The sequence below is a fragment of the Nocardioides aquiterrae genome (assembly GCF_039526625.1).
Lineage (GTDB): Bacteria > Actinomycetota > Actinomycetes > Propionibacteriales > Nocardioidaceae > Nocardioides > Nocardioides aquiterrae.
The window spans coordinates 216,734-241,896 of sequence record NZ_BAAAJE010000015.1 but is presented as its reverse complement, the minus strand read 5'-3'; the positions used below and the strand labels follow the sequence as shown (position 1 = coordinate 241,896).

Sequence of the window (25,163 nt, the reverse complement as noted above, 5' to 3'; positions counted from 1 at the left end):
GTTCGCCGACATCGATGAGGCGCTCTTCGACGTCAACCAGATCCCGATGACCTCGCGCGACGTGCGCAGCGTCGGCGAGATGCTCTTCGACGTCGACTACCTCGCACGTCAGCTCCTCATGGACGTCGACGGCGACGCTGCAGGCACGCTGCTGCGCAGCTGGCCGACGATGGTCGCGGCCGCCGAGGATCTATGGGCGTCGCTGCCAGGTCGACGTCCTGGCGTCGACGAGCGCGACCGGCCCATCACCAGCCTCTCCGCCCAGGCCGCCACCATCGAGACGAGCCTCTCCGGCCGGACAGCCTGGCCTGGCCAGGGCCCGACCAGCCCCCGCATCGACCAGATGACCCAGACCTTCCTCAACGCCGCGGCCCTGGTCCGCCGCTACGGCGCCGAGATCCCCCTCGAGCAGCCCGACGCCCACCGCGACCTCGAGGCAGCACGCACCCGGATCATGCACGGCCTCTACCTCACCGCCCACGCGGTCAACGTCGCGCTCCACGAGCACGGCCGCGACCGCGTCAACGACGCCCGTAGCGCCGGGCGCCGGATCCACCTGGCACAGCACCACTCCCCCTACGCGATCGCGCCCACCGGTGTCTGGGTCGACCGGATGTCCGCCTGCGAGAACACCGCCCGCAGCTACCTGACCGACCGGTTCCCCCAAGCCCTTGCCGGCGAGGCGATGCGACCCATCGACGACCCCGGACGGCTGGCGCAAGCTCTGGCCAACTGGGACATCCAGACCCACCGCGCGCTGGCCCGGAATCTCGACCCCTCCGACATCCTGCTGATCACCCGCACCCAAGGGCTGATCGCTGGCGCGAGCCTGGTCCTCGTCGACGCGGCCGCGGACGCAGGCGTGCTCGAGCGGTCCGACCGCCTGGTCCCCGCGATCGCCGACGCAGGGCGGTCCTGGAGCAACCTGGCCAGCCGCTGGGGCGACCTTGCTCCCCCAGGAGCCCGCCTCGACGAGCCGCTGGCGCGCGCGGCCGCGGAAGTCCGCGCGGCATACCGCCAGATCACCCACGACAAGACCACGTTGGCCAGCCCCAAGGTCATCGGCGACCGCCCTGGACTCCCCCAAGCCGTGCGCGCAACGCTCCGTACGATCGAGGCCGGCTCCGAGCTCGCGATCGTTATCGCCGAGAAGGCCGACGCACCCGACCTCGTCGGGCCGGCCCGGGCATTGTCCCGTCGGGCGCACAACGACGTTGAGGCCGGCTTGGCAACGGCGCCGGCATTCGGCCGCGACGTCGTATGGGTCTCGCCCGCCGACATCCTCACCAAACGACTGGTCCCTGTCCCGGCGCCAGTCTCGGAGGCGATGCGCGCAGCCAGTAGTGCCACGAGTGCTGCCGCGATCGCCGCTTCCGCGGTCGCGGCGCTGCACGCTCTGAGGGGAGGAACGTCGCCTGTCGGTTCGGGTAGGTGCATGGGTCGTGAGGTCAGAGAGCCCCACGCGATGTCCGGCACGCGGCCTTCCGGTCCTGCTCGATAGACTCAGATTGGAATGTTGTGCACAGGACGGCCATGGACAGAGTCCCGCTCATGGCCACGCCTCATAGGCAACTAGAGGCCCCGATCCACTACCGCCTGCCCGCTGTGCAAGGCATGGTGGACGTTGCCGTGGGTCAGCCCTCTTCGCGAACGTGAAGCCGCTCGAGGCGCTCGAGTGGAGTGCCCGGCAGGTCGGCGGGGGTCGGCGTGTCCCTTACCGCGGCATCGATCAGGCGGCACTCCAGGGAATCCCAGAAGCCTTCCTGGCGACTGGCGCCCATCCGGTAGGTATCGACGTTGACCGTCACGTGCACCGGCACGTCGAGCCCGGGTGTAGCGGCCGCCATCATTTCGATGCGTGTCTTGAGCGCCTCGCCGTAGGCGGTCCATTCATGGACTCGTTGCTGCTGCAACTGCTCCTCGAGGTTGGCGATCACAGCGCAGCGGGCGTCTTGTTCTGCCGTAAGGCGGTCGTGCTCGGCCCCGAGCTCGGGAGTCTTAGGAATTGCGGCGCCGGTCGCCCAGCCGGAACGCAGGCTCTCCTCGAGTTGCTGGTGGAACCTCGCTGGGTCCTTCGGGTCCAGCCCTGCCCGCCAGTCGTCCCATGACCACGCTGGCGCCTCGGGATCGCGCGCGACGAAGTCTCCGGATCCCGTCAGGTCGTAGAGCCACAGGTAGTGATCGTGGTCGATGTCGCTGGCCGTCCCGGCGACCCCGTAGCGGCGGTCGATCTCGGCCTCCGCGGCGTCGTACTGCTCCACGGTCTCGTGGACACGGTCGACCACCAACTCCTCGATGTAGAGCGTGATCTCGATCGGCTCGGTCCGGTGCTCCCACAGTTGAGCCTCTCCGGCGCCGACGGTGGAGAAGAGCAGCTGGCGGACACCTTCGGCCTCCCATGACCCGGGCCGGCCGTTGAGGATGGCGTCGATCCCGCCAATGTTGGCCGCCGCGCCGGCGAGCGCGAGGGTTACGAACTCGGCCCAGTCCGTCTGATCCGGTACCGCCATCGTGTCATCGACCCACTTGCCGTCCTCCGTGCGCCGCAACCGCGGCCGGGGAATACGGGCAGCGTCGGTCAGGGCGCGGATCGCGTCGGCCAGCCTCGCCTGATACGCAGCGTGGTACTCCTGCGCTGGAGCGGTGGTCTCCTCGGGGATGCTGCTCATCTTCGTCCCCTTGTCGCGAGCCCCTCCGTCCCGAGAATGAGCCACGCGCCCGCCAATGCGCCAAGCCAGCGCCAGCGAACGGCCTCGAGGCCGAGGTCGCGGTCGAGGTCGAGCCATTGGTCCGGCCTAGCCGGGCGCTCGCGGGACGCTGCGTCTTGGTGCGGGATCTTCTTCGACGGATTTCTCATGGTGACTTCCTCCCGAGTTCGGCCTGGTCGACGTCGTCGTCCCGACCTAGGAACTCTCAGCAGAGTAGATGCGGATTCCGACCCAAAGCGGTTATCCACAGGTGCCAGCAGAGGCGTCACCGGCGGGGCGCGGCCACCGGTCCTGCAGTGGTGGAGGCCGCCCGCGGCGATCGCACGGGTCCTGGGACGAAGGATTCGTCGAGCTGCTCAGAGCCGCCGGTTGCCGTGGCAGCCGCGTGGGTGGTGAGGTCGGTGATGACGTCCTGAGCGTTGATGACCATGCTGGCTTGGCCGAGGCGGATCAGCTGGTTCACGCCCGTGGAGGCCGCGCTAGTGACGGGGCCGGGGACGCCCATGACGGGTCGGTGCAGGTTGGTGGTCCAGTGGGCCGTGTGGATCGCGCCGCTGCGGAGTGCGGCCTCGACGACGACCGTTCCCTCAGACAGGCCGGCGACGATCCTGTTCCGGGCTAGGAAGCGGGTTCGGGTGGGTCCGGCTCCCGGGGGCGCCTCGGAGACGACGAGGCCGCGTTCGGCGATCGCCACGAGCAGCTGGGCGTGCGCGGCCGGGTAGGGCCGGTCGACGCCGCCGGGCAGGACGGCGATGGTCGGGCCGCCGCCGAGGAGGGCGCCACGGTGCGCGGCCTGGTCGACGCCGTAGGCGAGGCCGCTGATGACGGTGTGGCCCATGGTGGCGAGGTCGCGACTCAGCTCGGTTGCCTGCTCGGTGCCGTAGCTGGTGGCAGCTCGTGATCCGACCACGGCCACGGCGTTGCCGGCGAGCTGGCGCAGGTCGTGCGCTCCGCGGACCCACAGGCCGACGGGTTCGCCGCCGCGGTCGTCGAGGGCGCCGGTGTTGCGGAGTGCGTCGAGCTGGGTGGGCCATTCGGCGTCGCCGGGGACGATGAAGCGGACGCCCCGATCGGCGGCCTGCTCGAGCACCCGTGCGGGGTCGAAGCGGCCGAGCTCCTGGGCGAGGGCGAAGCCCCAGTGGTTCTCCACCTCGTCGGCGGCCTCGAGGTAGCCGAGGACCTTGCCGGCGCCGAGCTCGCTGACCAGGCCGGTGACGCGGAGATCTCCGGGCTCGATGGTCCTGCTGAGGGTGACGCGGGCGAGACGGTCGGCGTCGTCGACGTCGGTGCTCATGCCTGGCCTCCCCACAGCAGGTCGAGGTCGGGTTCGTGGATGATGTCGAGGCGCTTGTCGGGCGCGTAGGCCGCAGGCTCGGGCACCACCAGGCGGCGCAGCTGGCGCTCGGTGGCGCTGGGCTGGGCCTGGTCGATCGAGTCGGTGTCGTCGTGGTTCATCGCGGGGTCCTCCTCAGCGGCCCGGGGCGGGGCGGTCAGTGGCGGGCTGGGTGCGCGGCAGGTCCCGCTGCTGGCTGGGAGGCTTGGGCACGAAGGACTCGTCGAACTCGCCCGCGAGGTCGCGCATCTGGGTCTGGTATCGCTCCCACTCGCGCGGGTGGATGCCGTTCTGCAGGGCGGAGGCGACGATGGCAGCCATGGAGTAGGGCCGGTCGGCCGGCACCTGGTCGAGAGCGCACCAGGCTTTGGCTCCGTCGCCGTGCAGCCAGCTGGCGAAGCCGAGCATCGAGGCCGGCGCCGCGCGCACCTCGTCGGGAGCGCGGCGGGTGAGGTCGTGCCAGAGGGCCATGTGGGAGGTGTGGTTCTCCCGGCTCATGTCCTCCCAGAGCTCGTCGCGGGTGCCGACCGTCTCCAGCGCAACGAGCATCCGTGCGCCGTCGACGTCGGAGATCCGGTTGCCGTCGGTGCGGAACTGCTCGAGCCGGTCCAGTGCCCAGTCCCGCTCGACGGCGCGAGTGCTGTCGGCGGCCGCGGCTCGGGCCGCGGGGATCAGCTGGGCGATCGGCTCACGGTCACCGACCATGGATGCGGCCAGTGAGGCCCGACTGGTCGCAGGCTGGGCGGCGCCGGTCAGCACGGTCGCGGTCGCGATCCGCTCGGCGGTCGCCTGGGTCTGCAGCCCGGTCTGGCCGGTGTTGAACTCGCGCCACCGTTCCCCGTCGGCCCACAACCGGATGTGGGTGGTGATGCCCACGGTGTCGAGGCGGTTGGACAGATGCTGGCTGGCCAGCTCGGCGCTGCGGCGATCCTCGGTGAAGCAGAGGATCGCCAGGCGCGAGCCGGGGCGGGCGTGGCGGGCGTAGGGGCCGCTGAGGGCGTCCCAGACCTGCTCGCGGTCGGCGGCCGTCTTCGGCAGGTCGACGCGGGTGATCGGGAGCCCGGGCCGGAAGGGTACGAGGACGATCGACTCCTCGGGCTTGAAGCCGAGGACGTGCGGCACTGCGGCGAGCAGCTCGTCCGGGGACTGTACGACGAGATCCATCGGAACCTCCGCGCGGTCAGCTGGCCTGGGCGGGGCGGGCGGCGCGCTCGATGCGCGCGGAGACGTACTTGAGCGAGACGCCGACCTCGCCGAAGCGGTTGTCGACGACCACGACGTCCTTGGTGCGCTTCTCCCCGGTCTCCTTGTCCGGCCAGCTCTCGGTGCGCTCGAGGCCGTGGACGAAGATCGGGTCGCCGGAACTGCAGCTGTCGTGCACGTGCGTGGCGGCCGAGCCGAAGATCTTCACGTTGTGGGCGGTGGGCTCGTCGTTGACCCACTCCCCCTCGTCGTTCTGCACGCGCCGGTTGACCAGGACCCGGCAGCTGAGGAAAGGCTTGTTCTCGCGGGTGTAGAGCAGCTCGGGAGCCTCGGCCAGGTTGCCGGCGAAGGTGACGGTGGTGGACATGACTTCCTCCTAGGTGACTGCGAGACGTTCGGATCGGTCCCGCAGTCACCTAGGTCCCATCGGGGTCCGGCAGCGATCACTTCGGCCGAACTTGTTCGGATCCGCTCGTGCTCGCGCGGGGTTGCTCAGCAGGGCACGAGGTAGTCGAAGCGGTACTTGAAGACGACGACGCGGATGCCCTTGTAGGTGGTCCGCCTGACGCCGGAGAGGTGGTAGTCGCCAACCCTGCACTCCGAGCTGGCCAGGTGGTTGTTCAGCCGCCACTGCCGGTTCTTGAGCGCTCGGGAGGACTTCGTCGACCAGCCGCGCTTGACCAGGCAGCCGCGGAAGGTGTGCCGCATGCCGTCGTGGGCGTAGGAGGTGTCGAAGACGCTGTCGGAGGCCCAGATGACCATCCGGCAACCCATGTCCTCGACCGGCTCGGCCGCGGCCGCGGGTGTGGCCGGGGCCAGGCACAGTGCGGAGGCAAGGACGGCAGCGAGGGTGGCCAGGGCGGCCCTGACAGATGCGCCGCGGCGATCGCGGCGGGGTGAACTGGACATGCGTTCCTCCTCGATTGGGGCGGGACGCAGGCCTGGCCCCGCGGTCACCTAGGTCCGCGAAGGAGTCCGGGGCGATCAACGAGGGCGCAAAGAAGCGCCCCGACCGGCTCTCGGGTACCGGATCGGGGCGCTGAGAAGCACGCTAGGCGAGGGCAGCTGACCTACCGTGCTGGCCGGCGCCGCGGCGGCCGGTTGCTGAGCTTCTGCGGAGGCGGAGGCAAGTCGCGGCCCAGCCGCCGGCGGGCGTCCTCGGCCGAGGCGATCACCGCCTCCTGCGCGAACGCGGAGCGGGCGAGCATCCGACCGAGCTCCTGGCGGTCGGACACGAGTGCGTCTTCGACCGCCTCCATGGTCGAGGCCGGCAGGTCATGCTTCTTGTTGAAGCTCTTCCGGGTCACGCTGACCAGGGCGGGATGCTTCTCGCCCGCGGCCGCGAGCTCGGCCCGCTGCTGTGGCGAGCGCCGGGCGTGCAGCTCGAGCGCCTGGGCGAGCCAGCCGACGAACGAGCCGGGCGAGTCGGCGGCGGTGTCCAGGTCGGCGACGTAGGCCGATCGGGCGAGGTCCCACACGCCGGGCTTCCAGTAGATCCCGACCGGGATCGTGGTCTGGCTCGTCACCTGGCCACTCCCCTGGTCACATCCTCCGGCGAGCTGCAGCGGCTAACACCAACGCCGCTGCATTCCCGGTCGGGGTCCTGCGCTGCCGTTCTCACCCTCGCTCGCTTCCTTCCGTTCCAGCCAGCTACGAGGTGCAGCTGCGCCGCGCCGCCGCAGCGGAGTCCGCGCCCCGGTGACGCGGGGTTATCCCCACCCTCACCGGGTGCCCACCTTTCCACAGGTCCGCCCTGTGGCCCGGTAGGCGTCGGTCCCCGCTGGGAGACTTAGTCCTGTCAGTTCTTTCTATTCTACTCACGGAGGACCGCAGCATGACCGACACCATCCAGACCCCCGCCGACACCGCCGCCGACGAGGCCACCACCGCCGTCAAGGCCGAGGAGTTCGCGCACCTCGACCCCGCCGACATCATCATCGGCACCAACGTCCGCACCGACCTGCGCCCCGACCACAAGGAGTTCCGCAAGTCGATCAAGGAGCGCGGCGTGCTGGAAGCCGTCACGGTCTACCGCAACGAGGACGGCCAGCACGTCCTGCTGCGCGGCCAGCGCCGCACCGTGACGGCTGCCGAGGTCGGCACCCCCACCGGCCTGATCCCGGCCCGCGTCGTTCCCCAGCCCGACGACGCCGACCGGATCGGTGACCAGATGGTCGAGAACATCCACCGCGCCGGGATGCGCGAGGCCGAGATCGTCGCAGGCGTGGAGCAGCTGGCCCTGCTCGGCGTGAGCGCCGCACAGATCGCCAAGCGCACCAGCATCGACCGCCCGACCGTGAACGCCGCCCTGGCCGTCACCAAGGCCGACCAGACCCGCAACCGGCTCGACTCCGGTGACCTGACGTTGGAGGAGGCCGCGATCTTCGCCGAGTTCGAGCACGACCCCGAGGCCGTCCAGCGCCTGGAAAGCACCAAGCGGTGGCGGCGCTCGCTCGCACACGAGGCCCAGCGGCTGCGCGACGAGGCAGCCGAGCGCGAGGCCGACGCCGCCGAGGTCGAGCGGCTGCGCGCCGAGGGCCTGCCGGTGCTGAGCGCCGAGGAGGTCGCGGAGGCCGACGAGGTGCTGCGCATCGAGCGGCTGGTCACCGCCGAGGACGAGCCGCTGCCCGAGGAGGAGTGGCCCAACGTTCCCGGCGCTCGCGTCCACGTCGTCAAGGAGTGGGTCTACCCCGAGGACGAGTACGACGAGGAGAGCCAGGAAGGCACCGACGACGAGGCCGAGGACTACGAGCCCGCCGAGCCCTACCAGCAGTACGTGCCGGTCTGGGTCGTCACCGACCTCGACTCCTCCGGCCTGCGTCGTCGCGGCGGCGGGTCCGGCGGCACCACCACCACCGACAGCGGGGACGAGGGCGAGAGCGAGGAGGAGGCCGAGGCCCGGCGGGAGGAGCGCCGCCGCGTGATCGCCAACAACAAGGCGTGGGCGAGCGCGGAGACGGTGCGCCGGGAGTGGCTGGCGACGCTCGTTGCCCGCAAGACCGCCCCGAAGGGCGCCGAGGCCCTGATCTGCGAGGCCGTCGTCACCGGCCACCACTCGCTGAGCAAGGCCATGGACCACCGGCACCCGACGCTCTTCACGCTGCTCGGGATCGACGTCCCGAGCGGCTACTACGGCGCTGGCCACGACGAGTGCCACAAGATCGCCACCAAGGCGAGCACGCCGAAGGCGGCGACCATGACCACGCTCGCCGCCGTCGTCGCGGCGTGGGAGGCCACGACCGGCAAGCACTCGTGGCGCAACCCGACCGCGTGGGACGCCCGCGTGCTCGGCGCGCTCGTGGAGTGGGGCTACCAGCCCAGCGAGGTCGAGCGGATCCTGCTCGGCGAGGAGCCGCAGTCGAGCACCGAGGACGACAGCGACGACGCCGAGGCCAGCGACAGCGCCGCCTGATCGGCTCCCCTCCCCCGAGGGCGGTTCTCCCTGTGGAGAACCGCCCCTGAGTGGAATAGAAACCATAGAATGAACTCAGTTCGTTTGTTCCGCTACCCGGGAGGACCCCGACATGTCACACGAGATCGAGACCCACGGCACGCAGGCCGCAGCCGTCTTCGCCCGCAAGGACGCCTGGCACCGCCTGGGCACTACCGTCCGCGGCCGCGCGTTCACCGCCGAGGAGGCCATGAGGCTCGGCCACCTGGGTGGCTGGGACGTCCGCAAGTTGCCGCTCACCACTGCCGAGGTCAGCGAGGGCGGCGTCACCGCGATCGAGGTCCCCGGCTTCGCCACGGTGCGGACCAACCCGTTCACCGGGGCACCCGAGGCGCTCGGCGTCGTCGGCGGCGGCTACACCCCGCTGCAGAACGAGGACCACGCCGAGTTCCTGAACCTGCTGGCCGACGAGTCGGGCGCGATCTTCGACACCGCCGGGTCGCTGCGCGGCGGTCGGCAGGTGTTCATCACGATGCAGCTGCCGGACTCGCTCACGGTCGGCGGCACCGACCGCGTCGACCTCAACATCGCCGCGCTCAACAGCCACGACGGGTCCAGCGCGTTCCGCATCCTCGTCACCCCGGTTCGCGTCGTGTGCGCGAACACCCAGAGCGCGGCCCTGCGCAACCACGAGTCGTCGTTCTCGATCCGGCACACCCGCAACGCCAAGGCCGCCGTGCAGGCCGCCCGCGACGCGCTCGGGCTGACGTTCACCTACGTTGACGCGTTCCAGGTCGAGGCCGAGCGGCTGATCCAGCAGACCATGACCGACGCCGCGTTCGACGCCCTGATCGACGCCACGTTCGGCAAGACCGAAGGCAACGCGACCAAGCGAGTCCGCGAGACCGAGCGCCGACGCCGCTCCCGGCTGCACTGGCTGTTCTCCGACGCCGAGACGCAGGCAGGCATCCGCGACACCGCGTGGGCCGGCTACCAGGCCGTGGCCGAGTACGTCGACCACTACGCCCCGGTCCGCACCAAAGGCGACGAGCACGCCGCCCGCGCCACGCGGGTTCTCACCAGCGATGACCCCGACCGGATCAAGCGCCGCGCCTGGACAGCGCTCGCCCCGGCCTGACCGTCACGCCAAGTTCCTCCGGTGGCGGGCTGAGACCCCGAGTCCGGCCCGCCACCGGCCCAACCGAAGGAGGAGCCATGTCGAACACGACCGCCCACACCGACCTCGCCACCGAACAGGTCCGCGCATGGGAACTCCGGCCCACCGACACGCTGGTCGACGAGGACACCGGCCTTGCGCTCCCTATCACCACCGTGACCGTGGATGAGCCCGGCCGCGCGGGACGCAAGGTCCACATCGCAGCCCTGGTCCTCGGCGGCCGCACCCTGCCGCTCAACCAGTTCGTCACCATCGCGAAACGAGACAACACCCCGACCGGCGCAGCCGCCGACGTCGAGGCCAGCGCCGCCAAGGACCAGCACACCCTCAGCGAGACGGCCTGCGACCTGATCGTCATCGAGCACCGGCTGCGCGACGTACGCCGCTGGACCCCCGAGACCGCCCGCACCCACCTGGACGCCGCCCTGTCCAGCGTCGCTACGGCGCTGGACGCCCTGCACGCCGAGCACACGCACCGCACCACCACCGAACAGGAGCAGTCATGACCGACCACGACACAGCTTCAACCACGACGGTGATCAGCGAGCGCGACCAGCGCCGCATCCTCGCCGCCATGACCGCGATGCCCTACGCCGCCACCGAGCGCGTCCCCAAGCCGTGGGTCGCCATGGGTGCCGCCGTCGACGCCGACGCCGTCGTGGCCTTCCTGGAGGGCCTCGCGACGGTCCTGGGCGAGGTCGCCGCCGAGAGCGACAAGCACCGGCGCCGCCTGTTCTCCCTCGAGGCCGAGGTGGAGGCTTTCCGCCGCCTCATCGGCACCGCGCCCGCCGAGGTGACCCCGTGAGCGCGCACATCGAGTGGCTGGCAGCCCGAGAGACCAGCGTCCAGGTGTTCACCCCCGGCGAGGACTGGGTGGGTGCCGGTGAGCACCGCCAGCCGGTCCTGACGCTGGCCGGTGACGACGTGGTCGCGATCCAGGGCACGCCCGCCGAGTTGCGGGCACTGGCCGCCCGGATCACCGCCGTGGCGACCGCCGCATCCGGACGGCTCGACCCCGCCGCCGCGACCGCGCGGGAGGACCAGCCCGCATGAGCGACGACGACGCCACGCTCCGCGCCCTGGAGGAGCGCGCCACCCACGGCACGTGGACTCCGGCAGGTGACAAGATCCGCGCCACCGCCGCCGACGCCCTGATCCCGGACAACATCCTCGTGGCCTACTACACCGGCCACGATCACCGGCTCGGCCTCAAGACCACCGGCCACGCCGCCGACGTGGAGTTCATGGCCGCCGCGCGCACCGCGCTGCCCGACCGGCTCGACCGGCTCGACCGCATCCGCGCTCTTCACGCCAAGTGGGGCGAGCAGTCGCCCGAGGACGCGGACGGCTACCTCGACCTGTGGGAGACGCTCGGTCGCCTCCTCGACGGCGAGCCAGCCTGACCAACAACCGCAACGCCGCCCGCACTCTCGACGGCGCGGGCGGCCTTCTGCGTCTGGCTGGTCACCACAGGGTCAGTTGCTCGCCCAGCAACTCCTGGAGCCGCGCGAGGTCGTCGGCTACGAGCTGCGGGTCCTCACGCGCCAGGTCTCGCAGTTCCCGCGCCCGCCGACGCGGCCCACGCGGGTCGGCCAGCGGGCTGTAGGGCAGTCGCCGCTGGACGGCCCACTCCTGCCGGTTCTTGCGTGCCGTCGAGACCACGACGTGTTCCGGCGCGATCCGCTGGCACAGAGGGTTGTGACAGCGGTGCCCGAGCAGCCGCGCCTCCGCGAGGGCGTCCACGCCGTGCATGACCGCGTACGCGAACCGGTGGGCGATGATCACCCGCCCCGGCGCGTACCAGAACCGGCCATGGCCACCGCCGTCGGTGCGCTCGCGCTCGGACCGGCCAGCCACGGCCCCGGTCCACCACAGGCACTCACTGCCGGGCACCGTGGCGACCTTCGCCCGGTAGCGCGTGATCACTGCCGGGTCCGCCAGCGCCGCCGCGACCGCCGCGAGGCCGGCGTCATCAAGCCGCCGAACCGGCACCCGCTCCCCCGTTCCCGGCCGCCGCGTCGGGCTCCCGCTCGACGGCAGCGCCGCCCTCAGCCTCCGCGCTGCCGTCCGGTGCGGCCAGTCGCCGCAGCCGCGTCGCCTCCCGCAGGGTGATCGTCTCGCCGCACCACTCGACCGCCTCGCTCAGTGACAGCCCCTCGACCTCGGTCAACTCCCGCAGCGCATCCCCGGCGCGCTTCTCGGTCTCGGCCACCGCCGCGTCGCGCTCACCGATCGCGACCATGACCTGTTCGGCCAGGTCGATCACCCGGCGCTCGCGCTCCTCGCGCTCCTTGCGCCGCTTCTCGGCCATCTCCCGCGCCGTACGCCGCGCCTGCTGCTTGATCGTCTGCTGACTCATTCGGTCCTCACTCGTGTCGACATGGACTCTGACAGTCACCTACGACAAATCCCGGTCCCTGTGCGATCACCACCGGCCAAGAAACCTTCCGAATCCGCCAATCTCGACCCCAGCCAGCCCCGCCCACCTCAGCCAGTCCGAACCCGACGCCCGAGCCGTCACCCACATCCCTCAGCGTCCCCCCAGATTTCCGCGACCTCCCAAGTGCCACACACCTCTTGCATTCTCGGTCTGCCGAATAGAAAGAACACATCAAAAATCCGGCCGGAAGTGATCGCACCGCACACCCCCGCGCACGTAGGTGACCGTGACGATGAGCCTCCACAAGCTGACGGCGGGGTCGGGGTACGACTACCTGACCCGCCAGGTCGCAGCGATGGACGCCACCGACAAGGGCCACACCGGGCTGGCGAGCTACTACACCGAGAAGGGCGAGACCCCCGGTGTGTGGGTCGGCTCCGGCATGGAGGGACTCGAAGGGCTCGACGCCGGCGACATCGTCACCGCCGACCACATGCAGGCGCTGTTCGGCTCCGGTCACCACCCGCTGGCCACCCAGCGGACCAAGGACCTGGACCTGCGCATCGGCCGCGTTGGCGTCGACCGGCCGACCGACGCGGACTACAAGACCGCCCGCCAGCTCGGCACGCCGTACAAGGTCTACGACAACGACATCAGCCCCTTCCGGATCGAGGTCGCCAAGCGCATCGCGGCCCTCAACGAGGCCGCCGGCCTGCCGGGTGACTGGCCGGTCCCCGCGGCCGACCGGGCCAAGATCCGCACCGAGGTCGGCACCGAGTTCTTCCGTGCCGAGCACGGCCGCGAGCCCACCGACGCCCGCGAGCTCGCCGCCGCGATCGCCAAGCACTCCCGCCCCAAGACCAACGCCGTGGCCGGCTACGACCTGACCTTCTCCCCGGTCAAGAGCGTCTCGGTGCTGTGGGCGATCGCCGACCCGAAGACCGCCGCGGTGATCGAGCGGGCCCACCAGGCGGCGGTCAAGGACGCCCTGGGCTTCATCGAGTCCAAGGCGCTGTTCACCCGCCGCGGCACCAACGGCGTGCGCCAGGTCGACGTCTGCGGACTGGTGGCCACCGCGTTCACCCACCGCGACTCCCGCTCCGGCGACCCCGACCTGCACACCCACGTCGCCGTCGCGAACAAGGTCCAGACCCTCGACGGCAAGTGGCTGGCCATCGACGGCCGACCGCTGCACAAGGCGGTCGTCTCCGCGTCGGAGACCTACAACACCGCGCTCGAGCGGCACCTGGTCGACGCCCTCGGCGTGCGGTTCGAGGAGCGGCCGAACGAGGACGCCCGCAAGCGGCCTGTGCGCGAAATCGTCGGCGTCGACCCCGACCTCAACCGTCGCTTCTCCAAGCGCCGCGCCAACGTCGAGGACCGCCGCAAGGTCCTCGCAGCCGCGTTCCAGGCCACCCACGGGCGGCCGCCCACGCCGGTGGAGACCATCCAGCTGTCCCAGCAGGCGACGCTGGAGACCCGCGAGGCCAAGCACGAGCCGCGGTCGCTGGCCGAGCAGCGCGAGACCTGGAGCCGTGAGGCCATCGAGGTACTGGGCACCCCGCAGCGGGTCAAGCAGATGGTGGACGGCGCGCTGAAGCCGAAGGGCGCGGCCCGCTCCCTGGCCGACTCGGCGTGGTTCGCCAAGACCACCGACCTGATCGTGGCGACGATGGAGGGCGGTCGCAGCACCTGGCAGTACTGGCATGTCTACGCCGAAGCCCAGCGACAGGTCCGGGGCGCCAACGTGCCCACCAACCAGGTCACCCAGGTCGTCGACCTGCTCGTCAGCGAGGTCCTCGACGGCCGCTCGGTGAGCATGGCCCGCACCTGGGACACCATCAGCGAACCGGTCGAGCTGCGGCGAGCGGACGGGGCCTCGGTCTACACCCAGAGCGGCGCTGAGCTGTTCACCTCGGGCAAGGTGCTGGCCGCCGAGGAGCGCCTGGTCGAGGCCGCCGGCCGCCACGACGGGTACGCCGTCGAGGCGTCCTCGGTCGACCTGGCGCTGCTCGAGCCGACCGCCAACGGCATCACCCTCAACGCCGGACAGGCCACGCTGGTCCGCGAGGTGGCCACCTCCGGCGCTCGACTGCAGCTGGCGATCGCGCCCGCCGGATCCGGCAAGACCACCGCGATGCGAGCCCTGGCCAGCGCCTGGGCAGACGGTGGCGGCACCATCATCGGGCTGGCTCCGTCAGCGGCGGCCGCGGACGCCCTGCGCTCCCAGATCGACACCCAGACGGACACCCTGGCCAAGCTGACCCACTCCCTCGAGCAGGCTCGCGAGTCCGGCGCCGCGATGCCCGCCTGGGTCGCCGGCATCGACTCCTCCACCCTCGTGGTCATCGACGAGGCCGGGATGGCCGACACCCTCTCGCTGGACGCGGCGGTCTCCTACATCCTCGAGCGCGGCGGCAGCGTCCGGCTGATCGGCGACGACCAGCAGCTCTCCGCGATCGGCGCCGGCGGCGTGCTGCGCGACATCATAGCCACCCACGGAGCGCTGCAGCTGACCGAGCTCGTCCGGTTCAAGGACCCCGCCGAGGGCGCCGCCTCGCTCGCGCTGCGCGAGGGCAAGCCCGAGTCGCTCGGCTTCTACCTCGACCGCGACCGCGTCCACGTCGGCGACCTGGCCACCATGACCGAGGACGTGTTCGCGGCTTGGCAGGCCGACCGCGGCGCCGGTCTGGACTCGATCATGCTCGCCCCCACCCGCGACCTGGTCAGCGAGCTGAACCAGCAGGCCCGCGCCCACCGGCTCGAGGGGATCGACCCGGCCGACGTCGCCGCCAGCGGCCCGGTTCGCCGTCTCGCGGACGGCAACGAGGCCTCGATCGGCGAGCTGATCATCACCCGCGAGAACGACCGTCGCCTGCGCACCTCGGCCACCGACTGGGTCAAGAACGGCGACCGCTGGAACGTGCTGGAGATCCACGACGGCGGCGAGCTGACCGTCCAGCACACCCAGCACGGCCGCACCGTGCGGCTGCCCGCTGACTACGTAGCCCGGTCCACCGAGCTCGGCTACGCGTGCACCGTGCACACCGCCCAGGGCGTCACCGCCGACACGATGCACGGCCTGGCCACCGGCAGCGAGTCGCGCCAGCAGCTCTACACGATGATGACCCGCGGCGCGCACGCGAACCACGTCTACCTCGAGGTGGTCGGCGACGGCGACCCGCACTCGGTAATCCACCCGACCCTGATCCGGCCGCTCACGCCGACCGACATCCTCGAGTCGATGCTGGCGCGCGACAACACGCAGCGGTCCGCGACCAGCCTGATCCGCGAGCAGGCCGACCCGGCCACCCGGCTCGGCGAGGCCTCCCATCGCTACCTCGACAGCCTCTACGTCGCCGCCGAGGACCTCCTGCGCCACGACATGATCGCCGGCGCCGACGGCACCCCGGTCAACGTGGTCGACGCCCTGGACAACGCTGTCGAGACGCTCGTCCCCGGCCTCTCGGAGGACTCTGCCTGGCCGACCCTGCGGGCCCACCTGCTGCTGCTCGGCGCCGCCGGCGAGAACCCGGTCGACGCGCTCCGGGCCGCGGCCAGCGACCGGGAGCTGGAGAGCGCGCACGACCGCGCCGCGGTACTCGACTGGCGCCTGGACGCCTCGGGCCTGCGCAACGCCGGCGCCGGCCCGCTGCCGTGGATGCCCGCGGTGCCGGCCCGCCTGGCCGAGGACCCGCACTGGGGTGCCTACCTCTCCCAGCGCGCGCACCTGGTCGAGCAGCTTGCCGAGCAGGTCCACACCCGCGCGACCGACGAGGGCGCCCTGCCGGTGTGGGCGCAGAACGGTCTGCGGCCCGAGGCCGCCACGGTGGCCGACGTCGAGGTCTGGCGGGCCGCGATGCAGGTCCCGGCCGACGACCGGCGCCCGACCGGCGCGCCGCAGCTGCAGAAGGCCTCCGCGACCTGGCAGCGCCGCCTCAACCGCGCCGTCACCGGCGACCACACGCCGGCGCTCAAGGAATGGCGCCAGCTGCTCTACTCGCTCGCCCCACAGGTCCGCGACGACGAGTTCACCCCCCTGCTCGCCGAGCGCCTGGCCGCGATGTCTCGCGCCGGCGTTACCGCCCACCAGCTGCTGCGCACTGCCACTGCCCCCGACCACCCGGCCGGGCCGCTGCCCGATGAGCACGCCGCGGCGGCCGTTTGGTGGCGCATGGCCCGTCAGCTCACCCCGGCCGTGGCCTCCCAGATCGGCCACGGTTCCCACGGTGAGGGCGTCACCACCGAGTGGACGCCGCGGCTGGCGGACCTGTTCGGTCCCGAGCGCGCCGCGAGCATCCAGGCCAGCACCTGGTGGCCCGCGCTGGTGGCGAACGTGGACCACGGCGTGCAGCGCGGGTGGCAGGTCGAGGCCCTGCTGGGTGCAGGGCGGGCGATGCCGAGCGACGGCTGGGAGGGAGTCGACGAGTGCCAGGCGCTGGTCTGGCGGACCTCGATCGCGCTCGAGACCGCCCCCGACGAGCACGTGCACGAGTACCACTTCGACGAGCCGCCCACGGACCTCTGGGATGGGATCGAGCCGGACCCGGCGACGCTCGTCGACCACGCCACCGACCTCGACTGGGCCGACTGGCCGCTCGCCGAGGAGCCCGGCCCGTACGACGAGCACCTGGTCGACGCGGTCGACGAGCACCTGGTCGACGTCGACGCCGGCGCCCCGATCGACGTCGACGAGGACCAGTTCGTCGAGCCCGACCTCACCCTGGCCGCTTACATCCGCGACCTCGGCGGCAGCCGGCTGGAGCCCACTGATGCCGACCTGCGACTCATGTACCAGCGGGCCGACGAGTGGCACTCCTCCCCCGTCTCGCGTGAGCACATGCTCGAGATCAACGACATGGCGCAGGCCTTCTTCGAGGCCCGGTTCGCCGACTCGTGGGGCCGCGACTACCTCACCGGTCGGTTCGGAGTCGACCTCGCCGGCGACGAGCGGTTCCGCCCCGGTCAGGCGCCGGCAGGGTGGACCAACCTGATCGACCACCTGCGCGGCCGCGGTGTCAGCGACACCGAGATGGTGGCCACCGGGGTCGCGACCGAGGCCAGCACCGGTCGCCTCATCGACCGGTTCCGCGACCGGGTCATGTTCCCGGTCATCCACCAGGGCGAAGTGCTCGGCTTCGTCGGCCGCCGCCGGCCCGACCTCACCGACGCCGACAAGGGCGGCCCGAAGTACCTCAACACCGCCGACACCCCGCTCTTCCACAAGGGCGCCCAGCTGTTCGGCGTTGTCGACGAGCTCCTCGCCGAGGGCGCGGTCCCAGTGATCGTCGAGGGCCCGATGGACGCCGTGGCGGTCACCCTCGCCAGCCACGGCCTCTACCTCGGTGTGGCACCGCTCGGCACCTCGCTGACCGACGAGCAGGCCGCCCAGCTGGCAGCGGTGGGCCGCGACCCGATCGTGGCCACCGACGCGGACCTCGCCGGCCAGGTCGCGGCCGAGCGCGACTTCTGGATGCTCACCCCGCACGGCCTGGACCCCGGCTACGCCCGGTTCCCCGACGGCCTGGACCCCGCCGACCTGCTCGCGCAGCGCGGGCCTGCAGCGCTCACCGCCGCGGTGGCCAGCGGCCAGCCGGCCTTCCGCTCGCTGGGCGACCAGCTGCTCACCGAGCGGCTCGACAACCTCGCCCCCGAGCAGGCGCGAGTCGCGGCCATGAGGATCCTCTCGGCCCGTCCCAGCCGCGCCTGGGAGCCGGGAGTCAACCAGGTCCGGGCCCGCCTGCAGCTCTCCCAGCTGCAGGCGCAACGCGACCTGCGCGACGCCGTCAAGACCTGGGACGCCGACCCGCGCAAGGCGGCGCTGGCCGAGCTCCACAAGAGCAGCGAGGTTCGCGCCCGCCTCGTTGCCGCGGCCGAGAAGGCGTCCGCCGAGCGGTGGGCTCCGCTGGCCCGCGAGCTCGACCCGCGTCTGCTCGAGCAGGGCGACTGGCCGGCCACCGCGGCGATGCTGCAGGAAGCCCACGACCAGGGCCATGACGTCGACGCCGCCACGCGCGGCCTGGTCGCTGAGAAGCCGCTGGGCGACAGCCCCGCCCGCGACCTGCGCTACCGGTTCGTTTCTCGCCTTGAGATCCCGTTCGGCGACGCAGCGCACCTCGACGCTCCAATCACGCCCCGATCCACCAAGGCGAACCGTCCCTGGCCCAGTGATCCCTTGGATCGTCGACCGCCGCCGGCGAGCCGGAGATAAGTCGGTACCGCTGGGCAGTCCTCACGGGATAGGGGCCAGTCCTCGACGGCTCGAGAGCAGCGCAACGTCCCGATTGCTAGCACGCTTCTTCAAGCTGCTCAGCACTGCGTGCTCGGTTTCGGGCGTCCAGAAGATCAGGAGATGCTCACGAGCCCGGGTGATGGCCGTATAGAAAATGTTGTGCGAGAAGTCGTCCTCGTTGGCGTCGGTGATGACGACCTTCACCGAGTCGTACTCGAGGCCCTGTGCTTTGTGGATCGACACCGCGTAGGCGACCTGGAACGGCACTGAGCCGGCGGTTGAGTCGTCATCGTCGTCGCCGGTGCCGCGCTCGTAGACATCGAACTGCACCGTCGAGTCCTTGACGTAGCGCAGGTCGTAGCCGTCGACGTCGAAGGCCGTGACCGGTCGATCCAGGGCGACATCGAACTGGATCCGGCCCGGGAACGTCTCGATCCCAACCAGCGTGCCCTTCAGGTTGTTGTAGATGACGGGCCGGAAGCGATCGGTCTCGGAGAAAAGCACCGGGTCACCGACCTTGTAGGTCGAGGCGCCCCACACGACCGGCGGACTGGGGTTGCTGCTCTGGAGGAAGCGGTTGACGTTGTTGATGCCGTACAGCCCGTCGTAGTTCAGGCAGAGGATGATCTCGTCGGCCCGCTTGGCGTCGAAGAGCGACTCGTTGAGCACGGTCGAGTAGCCGTTGCGCGCCAGGGTCTCGGCGATGTCGTCCTTGAGCTCGCGCACGGTTGACCACAGGTCAAGGAGATCCGTATTCGTGGTGCGGAACGGCGTCGTGAGCTCGAAGACCGCCGTCTCCGGGATGAACGATCGGGCGAGCCCGAACCAGTTGCCGAACTGGATGGACTCGATCTGGTAGACGTCGCCGACCAGCACGAGAAGCTTGAAGGACGTCCGCTCGAGCACCTTCAGGAGGTCGGCGTTGCTGACCGTGCTGCACTCGTCGATGATCAGGACGTCGTAGTTGGTCGTGTCCGCCGCCCGGCCCTTCTGGCTGCTGATCGTGCGGAAGGTGGAGTTCTGAGCGGTGACCCGCCGCTTAAGGTTGTCGACAGCCGGGTTGGTGTGAGCGAGGAAGAGCTTCTGGTTGCCGTTGAAGTAGCTGGCGATCAGGCTGACCATCGTCGACTTGCCGGTGCCGGCGGCACCGTAGATCAGGGCGACCTGCGAGTCGACGAACAGCTCCTGGAGCGCCTGGACCTTGATCGGGTCGTCCGGAGCCGGGGTCGTCTGGGCAAGCCACTGGGTGACCGCCGCCTGGTATCCGGCGATGCCGGCGGTCGCGTACTGCTGGAGCTTCTCAATGATGGCGACCGTGCCGTCCTCGTAGTCCCGGATGAAGAGGTGGCCCTTGTCCTTCAGCATCTTGCGGTGGGTGTGCTTGTAGTACACCTTCGAGTTGTAGTCCGCCATGAGCTGATCGACGTCGCCGAAACTCGCGAGGTCGGCCACGGGCGTGTAGAGCATGCCGCGATCCTCGACGTTGGTCTTCACCCGGCGGGCCAGCAGCTCATGGGTGCGGTCGGTGGCGTCCAGGGCCTCGGCGAGATCGGAGAAGCGCGGGTTGTGCCAGACGAGCGACGTGCAGAACGGCATCCGCTCGAACGGCTTGCACCCCCACTCGAGGTTCAGGTTCGACAGCCCACCACAGGCATCCGGCGTGTACTGCCGCTTGATGATCTGGTTGTTCATCCGCAGCAGCAGGTAGCGCAGCACGCTGTGACCTGCGGCCTTTGCCTGGATCTTCGCTCGCGCCAGGTCGAGGACCGGGAAGATCCGCGGCTGCTGCGACTTCTTGGTAGCCCAGGCCTTCAGTGCGTCGTACTGCGCGTCCCCCATGTCGATGATGTCGAGCAGGCTCGACGACGTCGTTGTCAGGTACTGCATCAGGTTCCGGTACTCAGAGCTACCGGTCGACGTCTTGTGACGCTGGTCGAAGATCCGGGCGAAGTTGTCGAACTCGCACGGGCGGATCGAGACCTCCCACTCCCGGATGATCGTGATCGGCATCGTCTGGCCCATCACGTGGATCGAGTCGGGTTCGAGGATCAGGTTGGCCGCGTACTTGTCGGTGATGTCGATGTCCGTGAAGCCGATGATCCGATCGGACTTGTTCACGTGGTTCATCGCGTTGTAGAAGGTCACCTCGTAGTAGATGTGCCCCTCCGCGTAGAACGGCCGGACGGCGTGGATGTAGTAGCGGTTCTTCGGAGCCTGGCTAGGCCCCGTCGCCCGCGCGGCCACGATCCGCTCCGCGATCTTGCGGTGATACTCCTTCAGCGACGGATCGAGGTCGACCGGAAAGTCCTCGAGGTTGGCGAGGATGGTCATGCCGAACCGCGTCGCGGCCACGTCGCGGATCCGGTGCAGGTAGTCGTAGTACTTGAGCATCAGGCGCTCGGAGGGGTCGCCGCCCATCGTGTAGTGCGACGTGCTGACCTGCAGCAGCTTGTGGAACCGCTTGAGGAAGTTGAGCTTCCCGCTGGCACTGACGTGGGCCATCGCCGCGGCCACCTTGGCGTACCGGAACTCCTCGTCCCCGCGGCCGGCGTGGAGCCGCACCGCGACGCCCTCGACCAGGTTGCGCAGCTGACTCAGGATGTTCTGCGCGAGCAGGGCGCGATCATGGCTCAGCGCGGCAATGTTCGACGAGATGGCGTCCGCGGCGCTCTCGATCTGCTCGTCGACGGAACTCACGTCGCTGCCCCCTTCCCGTGACCGGTGCCTGCTCCCTCACCCCCGTACTGCTTCCTCAGCGCGGACAGTCGCGTCCGCAGCGGGGTCTTGCTGACCTTGGCCAGGTTGAGCGGCGGGTCCAGCTCGGTGAGGATCTCTGTTTCTACGTCGTCCAGTATGTCTGGGTCATCCACAGGAATCGCGATCACACGCAGGTGGGCATGCATCCACTGCGTCAGTCCCACCTCATCGATCGCGGGCAGACCATGCGCGCTGGCGAGGATGGAGCCGAGACTCCAGCGGAGCGTCGAGAACCCTTGGCGCCGGCCGAGGTGCATGGTGGCGATGCGTTCCCACAGCGTGCTCGACGAGGTCGAGCCGCCCCTGCGTGTCGCACCCGCGAGGCCGGCGTAGACCAACCCGGCGCCAACCGCGTGCCCCAGCCCACGGCTCAGATCGTCGGCACCGGCGTCGTCGACCCACCAGCTGTACATCCCCGGAAACCGCAAGTGCTCGCCCCGCGTCGCGAGAAAGTCACCAAGCGACACCGCGCCGGACGGATCGCGCAGCTGGAACACAACGTCCCGAAGTTCAGGCCGCGAAGCGCCCTGCTGCAGGTACCAGGACAACCGCCGGCCGAAGGACAGGCCTCCCAGCTGGTCGATCACCAGTGCACCGAGGGGCTCGACGGCCTCGCGCACCGACCGCACGTACGCCGATCCCGCGTGGACATCGAGAGTCCGGCCGTCCAGCGATCCGAGCAATGCGGCGAGCTGCGATGCGACCTTCTGGCCCCAGGTGCGGCGGTAGTCGCGGCCCATCTCGGGGAGGTAGCAGTCGTACGGCTCCAGCCAGTCGTCCGGGCTGACCAGGCCGTGCTCGGCGGAGAGGATGAACCACGGGCGCCCACTGCCCTCGGCGTAGGCGCGCATCTTGGCAAAGTAGTCGGAGGTGTAGAGGTCCTTGGCTTGTGCGCCGACGGGGAGCTTGCTCTTCACGCAGCCCACGAGCACGGCGTCGGCCGACGGGTTCGCAACCGTGGGGGCAGGACGGGGCGCGCTCCTGATCGAGGACGGTTTGACCGGCGCAGCGGCGATTTCCGCACTGCCCCTGCCGATCGCGAAGCCGAGCTTGGCCAGCAGACGCCGGCTGTTCTGCGACTGGAAGTCGGTCTTGGCCAGGCCGGTCGCGAGCGCCATGACCTGCTTGACCGGCCAGCGCTCACCGTCGATCTCAACCCAGTACTGATCAATTGGATCGGGCCGATGCTGGGCGATGCGACGGCGCACATCGTCATCGGACAGATCGAACAGTCGGCGGGCCAGGGTGAATGAGATGGTCACCACGGCAGTCCCTACCTCTCTCGCGCGTGGGCGAGCATGGCCTGCACTACCGGCGGGAGGAGACTCAGGAGACCGAGCTCGTCGACCTGGCCGACGAGGGTCCGCCAAAACTGCAGCCGAACCTCCTCCGGCGTGGTGCCGTAGGCCGATGCGATCGCCAGTTCCACGTCGAGGGTCCAGCCGGGCTGCTGTGGCTCATCCGTGCCGCGGTTGCCGCTGGGATGGTCGGTCTCCGGGAGGAGTGAGGTGATCGGCACCCCGGCTGCCTGCAGTCGCGCCACGTCCATGCTGCGGTTGACTGAGAACAGGCAGCCGAGTTCGACGGCTCGGCGGGACTCGGCGTCGGATCCCAGCCACCAGTGGAGGATCACGCCGCGCGCACCGGACTGTTCGATCACCTCGAGGGTGCGCTTGGTGGCGCGGGCGCTGTGGACAGAGACAAGGCGCGGGGTCTGCCCCAACTGCGCGAGGATCGATGCGAAGACCTCGACCTGGCGCTGCATCGGGACACGTGAGGATCCGTCGAGCCCGACCTCACTGACTAGGGGTGTCCTCGCGAGTAGCGCCTCGAATCGCACCTTGTCGTAGCTGGACTGGGCTGCCTGCACTCCGGGGTGGCATCCGAGGCCCCAGACGGTGACCGCGTCAGACCGGCGCCGGGTGCGCTGGAACTCCTCGGTCGACCGGGTTGCGGCGAAGACAACCGCACCAAGCGATTCGAGCTCGCGCGGCTCGATCGTCGGGTCGATGTGCGCGTGAAGGTCGAGTGGCGGGAGCGCGCGGCTCATGACAGGAATGCCCTCATCTCCTCCACGCCACGCTGACAGAGATCAAGGGCGGCGCCGGGGAAATAGTCGTCAGGCAGCGACATCGTCATGACCATTCGGGGCTTGGGGTCGTGGCTGACGAAGTCGTGCATGGCCTCGACGATCGACTTCTGCTCGACGAAGGTCGCGTAGCGATTCGTCGGGTCGTTGCACAGGTACTCGGTGGTGTCGTCAAGGCCCGAGGCGTGGAAGGACGCCCGGCGCACGAGGCAGCCGAAGCAGACGCCGCAGGAAGAGCCTGGCGCGACGCCGCTGTAGCGCGCGTCAGTGTGGGCGCAGGAGTTCGTTGCACTGAGGTACTCGGACGCGGCCGGCTTGCCGATCCGGTCCGCGACCTGGCTGAACATCTGGCCCTTCGCGAGATCCTGGAACGGATTCTGGATCAGTCCGTGGGCACCTGCGGCGGTGAGGAGATCCTGCAGGTCCCTCAGGAACCGTGGATGGGTGGTGTGCGTCGAGAGCGAACCGCGACGCTCCGGGCCAAGAGGCGGGTTGAGCGAGGCGAAGCCGTTCTCCGGAATCAGGAGGGGTTGCCCGGAACGTTCGGCGGCGGCGAGGCCGAGCGCCAGGAACAGGAGCGAGCGGGAGCGGCTGGACGGCTCGCTCTGGAACGAGGTGCCGTCCAGGCGCTTGGCCGTCCGATTGAGGTTCGCCTGGCGGTGCGTGACTGTGATGTCCGGCGCGGCTTTGCGGATCCGCCCGACCAGATCCTTCTGGAACGGCGAGATCGAGGTCGCACTGAAGTGCGAAACGAGCTGCAGCGTCGAGCCCTCGGGAAGGTCAAGGGCCGCCAGGAGGGCTCCCGCGGCCGAGTCCGCACCGCCACTGAGCAGGATGGTGGCGGCCGGGGCGGTCTCGTCGAGCGCCAGCTCGGTCTCCGCCGCCTGGTTCGGGGCCCCTCGGGTGAAGCTGAACGTCCAGCGGTCGCCAGTCAGAAACCCGACGGCCTGAGCGAGAGCCTCGGCATGTGGCTGCCACTGGCTCGGATCGCCCACCTCGACGGTGAGGTCGAAGTCGCGGGCGTTCCAGTCAGAGCCGCGGGCCTGGCGCCGGACAGATCGGTCCGCTGCGAACACCGCGAGGGCGATGCGGGTGAAGTCGACGTTCTGCTGGCGGACCGAGCCGAACGCGGTGAGGTGTGGATCGAGGGTGCCCGTGAAGGTCGAGGTCGTCGACCGGGTCCAGAGGAACACCTCGTCGAACCCGTCAGCGTCGGCGGCGGTCTGCTCGTCGATCGTGAGCAGGAGGCGCGTCATTCGCTGCCCCCAAAGATCTCGCCGAGTTCGCGCACGCCACCCTCGATGGCGGCAGCGATCTCCTGCTCCGACGCCCCCGTGGTGGTGAGCTTGACCTGGCTGGCGTAGACCTCGGCTGCGTCGCGAATCTCCTGCTCGGCTTCGGCTCTCTTCTCGCGGGAGGGCTCGGCGCGGATGCGGTCGCCGACCTCGGTGAGCGTGACGTCCGCAATCATGAGTTCGATGGAACGCCGCACGATTTCGTCGGGCGACGGTGTCTGGTCCGCCGGGGCCTCCAGAATCCACTCGACGATGGACGCGACGATTGCGCGCGACTCATCGTCGGCGATCGTGCTATCTGCCTGGGTGTCAAAGGCGGCCTCGACGATCTTGGTCCCAACCGAGACCATGTCGCCGAGCGCGAGCAGGGCGTCGTAGTTCAGCCCCGCAGTAGCCAACGTGGCTCGGTCACCCGAGGCGTAGGCGTGGGCGAGAGCACCCGCACGTCCGGCGGCACGCGAGGTGGTACCCAGAGACCGCCGGGCCCCACCGCCCGAACGACCCCCGCCTCCCCCGCTGCCAGTTGCGCCGCCCCCGCCGCCCCCGCCGGGCCCGTCGCCACCGCCACCTCGGCCAGTCAGGATGCGAATGGCAGGCC

Annotated in this window: 22 protein-coding genes; 8 read left to right on the top strand and 14 right to left on the bottom strand. The window is 70.2% G+C overall.

What is annotated here, in order from left to right; translation table 11 throughout:
- The first annotated feature begins 79 nt into the window (after nucleotides 1-79).
- Nucleotides 80-1,501 (top strand): hypothetical protein, encoded by a 1,422-nt coding sequence (locus ABD086_RS15415; protein WP_343908453.1) that lies wholly within the window; start codon nucleotides 80-82, stop codon nucleotides 1,499-1,501.
- Nucleotides 1,502-1,634: 133 nt separating this feature from the next.
- Here the strand turns inward: ABD086_RS15415 and ABD086_RS15410 are convergent, their stop codons facing one another.
- From ABD086_RS15410 to ABD086_RS15380, 7 genes are all read right to left on the bottom strand, one after another.
- Nucleotides 1,635-2,669, bottom strand: coding sequence for a hypothetical protein (locus ABD086_RS15410; protein ID WP_343908452.1), 1,035 nt, complete (start codon nucleotides 2,667-2,669; stop codon nucleotides 1,635-1,637).
- A 304-nt stretch (nucleotides 2,670-2,973) separates the two neighbouring features.
- Complete coding sequence (gene dprA / locus ABD086_RS15405; RefSeq protein WP_343908451.1) at nucleotides 2,974-4,002, bottom strand: DNA-processing protein DprA; 1,029 nt, start codon at nucleotides 4,000-4,002, stop codon at nucleotides 2,974-2,976.
- Entirely contained in the window at nucleotides 3,999-4,163 is a 165-nt protein-coding gene (locus ABD086_RS15400) for a hypothetical protein (protein ID WP_343908450.1), read from the bottom strand. The genes dprA and ABD086_RS15400 overlap by 4 nt, the downstream gene beginning before the upstream one ends.
- 13 nt (nucleotides 4,164-4,176) lie before the next feature.
- A complete protein-coding gene (locus tag ABD086_RS15395; RefSeq protein ID WP_343908449.1) occupies nucleotides 4,177-5,205 on the bottom strand; it encodes a DUF4192 domain-containing protein in 1,029 nt (342 codons plus the stop codon).
- Between the two features lie 16 nt (nucleotides 5,206-5,221).
- Nucleotides 5,222-5,611, bottom strand: a complete 390-nt coding sequence (locus ABD086_RS15390) for a single-stranded DNA-binding protein (protein WP_343908448.1) — start codon at nucleotides 5,609-5,611, stop codon at nucleotides 5,222-5,224.
- A 125-nt stretch (nucleotides 5,612-5,736) separates the two neighbouring features.
- Nucleotides 5,737-6,153 (bottom strand): hypothetical protein, encoded by a 417-nt coding sequence (locus ABD086_RS15385; protein ID WP_343908447.1) that lies wholly within the window; start codon nucleotides 6,151-6,153, stop codon nucleotides 5,737-5,739.
- A gap of 161 nt (nucleotides 6,154-6,314) precedes the next feature.
- Nucleotides 6,315-6,770, bottom strand: coding sequence for a hypothetical protein (locus ABD086_RS15380; protein ID WP_343908445.1), 456 nt, complete (start codon nucleotides 6,768-6,770; stop codon nucleotides 6,315-6,317).
- A 308-nt stretch (nucleotides 6,771-7,078) separates the two neighbouring features.
- Here ABD086_RS15380 and ABD086_RS15375 point away from each other — a divergent pair, with 308 nt between their 5' ends.
- From ABD086_RS15375 to ABD086_RS15350, 6 genes are all read left to right on the top strand, one after another.
- A complete protein-coding gene (locus ABD086_RS15375) occupies nucleotides 7,079-8,656 on the top strand; it encodes a ParB/RepB/Spo0J family partition protein (protein WP_343908444.1) in 1,578 nt (525 codons plus the stop codon).
- Nucleotides 8,657-8,768: 112 nt separating this feature from the next.
- Nucleotides 8,769-9,773 carry a DUF932 domain-containing protein gene (locus ABD086_RS15370; protein WP_343908443.1) on the top strand — a complete coding sequence of 335 codons (1,005 nt, stop codon included), beginning with the start codon at nucleotides 8,769-8,771 and terminating at the stop codon, nucleotides 9,771-9,773.
- 77 nt (nucleotides 9,774-9,850) lie between these two features.
- Nucleotides 9,851-10,318: a hypothetical protein gene (locus tag ABD086_RS15365; RefSeq protein ID WP_343908442.1), complete on the top strand. Its 468-nt coding sequence runs from the start codon at nucleotides 9,851-9,853 to the stop codon at nucleotides 10,316-10,318.
- The gene (locus ABD086_RS15360; RefSeq protein ID WP_343908441.1) at nucleotides 10,315-10,617 is read left to right on the top strand and encodes a hypothetical protein; all 303 of its coding nucleotides are present in this window, start codon (nucleotides 10,315-10,317) and stop codon (nucleotides 10,615-10,617) included. Before ABD086_RS15365 ends, ABD086_RS15360 begins: the two co-directional genes overlap by 4 nt.
- Nucleotides 10,614-10,865: a hypothetical protein gene (locus tag ABD086_RS15355; RefSeq protein ID WP_343908440.1), complete on the top strand. Its 252-nt coding sequence runs from the start codon at nucleotides 10,614-10,616 to the stop codon at nucleotides 10,863-10,865. The genes ABD086_RS15360 and ABD086_RS15355 overlap by 4 nt, the downstream gene beginning before the upstream one ends.
- On the top strand, nucleotides 10,862-11,215 hold the full coding sequence (locus tag ABD086_RS15350) for a hypothetical protein (RefSeq protein WP_343908439.1): 354 nt from the start codon (nucleotides 10,862-10,864) through the stop codon (nucleotides 11,213-11,215). The genes ABD086_RS15355 and ABD086_RS15350 overlap by 4 nt, the downstream gene beginning before the upstream one ends.
- A gap of 61 nt (nucleotides 11,216-11,276) precedes the next feature.
- On the opposite strand, the gene ABD086_RS15345 is transcribed toward ABD086_RS15350, so the two are convergent.
- Nucleotides 11,277-11,804 carry a hypothetical protein gene (locus tag ABD086_RS15345; protein WP_343908438.1) on the bottom strand — a complete coding sequence of 176 codons (528 nt, stop codon included), beginning with the start codon at nucleotides 11,802-11,804 and terminating at the stop codon, nucleotides 11,277-11,279.
- Entirely contained in the window at nucleotides 11,785-12,171 is a 387-nt protein-coding gene (locus ABD086_RS15340; RefSeq protein WP_343908437.1) for a hypothetical protein, read from the bottom strand. The genes ABD086_RS15345 and ABD086_RS15340 overlap by 20 nt, the downstream gene beginning before the upstream one ends.
- A 313-nt stretch (nucleotides 12,172-12,484) precedes the next feature.
- On the opposite strand from ABD086_RS15340, the gene mobF reads away from it, so the two are divergent.
- A complete protein-coding gene (mobF, locus tag ABD086_RS15335) occupies nucleotides 12,485-18,403 on the top strand; it encodes a MobF family relaxase (RefSeq protein WP_343908436.1) in 5,919 nt (1,972 codons plus the stop codon).
- 21 nt (nucleotides 18,404-18,424) lie between these two features.
- Here mobF and ABD086_RS15330 read toward each other — a convergent pair whose 3' ends face one another.
- Genes ABD086_RS15330 through ABD086_RS15310 form a run of 5 tightly spaced genes read right to left on the bottom strand, consistent with a single transcriptional unit; the run spans nucleotide 18,425 to nucleotide 24,963 of the window.
- Nucleotides 18,425-21,121 carry an ATP-dependent DNA helicase gene (locus ABD086_RS15330; RefSeq protein ID WP_343908435.1) on the bottom strand — a complete coding sequence of 899 codons (2,697 nt, stop codon included), beginning with the start codon at nucleotides 21,119-21,121 and terminating at the stop codon, nucleotides 18,425-18,427.
- Nucleotides 21,118-22,443, bottom strand: a complete 1,326-nt coding sequence (locus tag ABD086_RS15325; RefSeq protein WP_343908434.1) for a DUF6884 domain-containing protein — start codon at nucleotides 22,441-22,443, stop codon at nucleotides 21,118-21,120. Before ABD086_RS15325 ends, ABD086_RS15330 begins: the two co-directional genes overlap by 4 nt.
- A gap of 11 nt (nucleotides 22,444-22,454) precedes the next feature.
- The gene (locus ABD086_RS15320; RefSeq protein WP_343908433.1) at nucleotides 22,455-23,231 is read right to left on the bottom strand and encodes a TatD family hydrolase; all 777 of its coding nucleotides are present in this window, start codon (nucleotides 23,229-23,231) and stop codon (nucleotides 22,455-22,457) included.
- The gene (locus ABD086_RS15315) at nucleotides 23,228-24,526 is read right to left on the bottom strand and encodes a hypothetical protein (RefSeq protein WP_343908432.1); all 1,299 of its coding nucleotides are present in this window, start codon (nucleotides 24,524-24,526) and stop codon (nucleotides 23,228-23,230) included. Before ABD086_RS15315 ends, ABD086_RS15320 begins: the two co-directional genes overlap by 4 nt.
- On the bottom strand, nucleotides 24,523-24,963 hold the full coding sequence (locus tag ABD086_RS15310; protein ID WP_343908431.1) for a hypothetical protein: 441 nt from the start codon (nucleotides 24,961-24,963) through the stop codon (nucleotides 24,523-24,525). Before ABD086_RS15310 ends, ABD086_RS15315 begins: the two co-directional genes overlap by 4 nt.
- Between the last annotated feature and the right edge of the window lie 200 nt (nucleotides 24,964-25,163).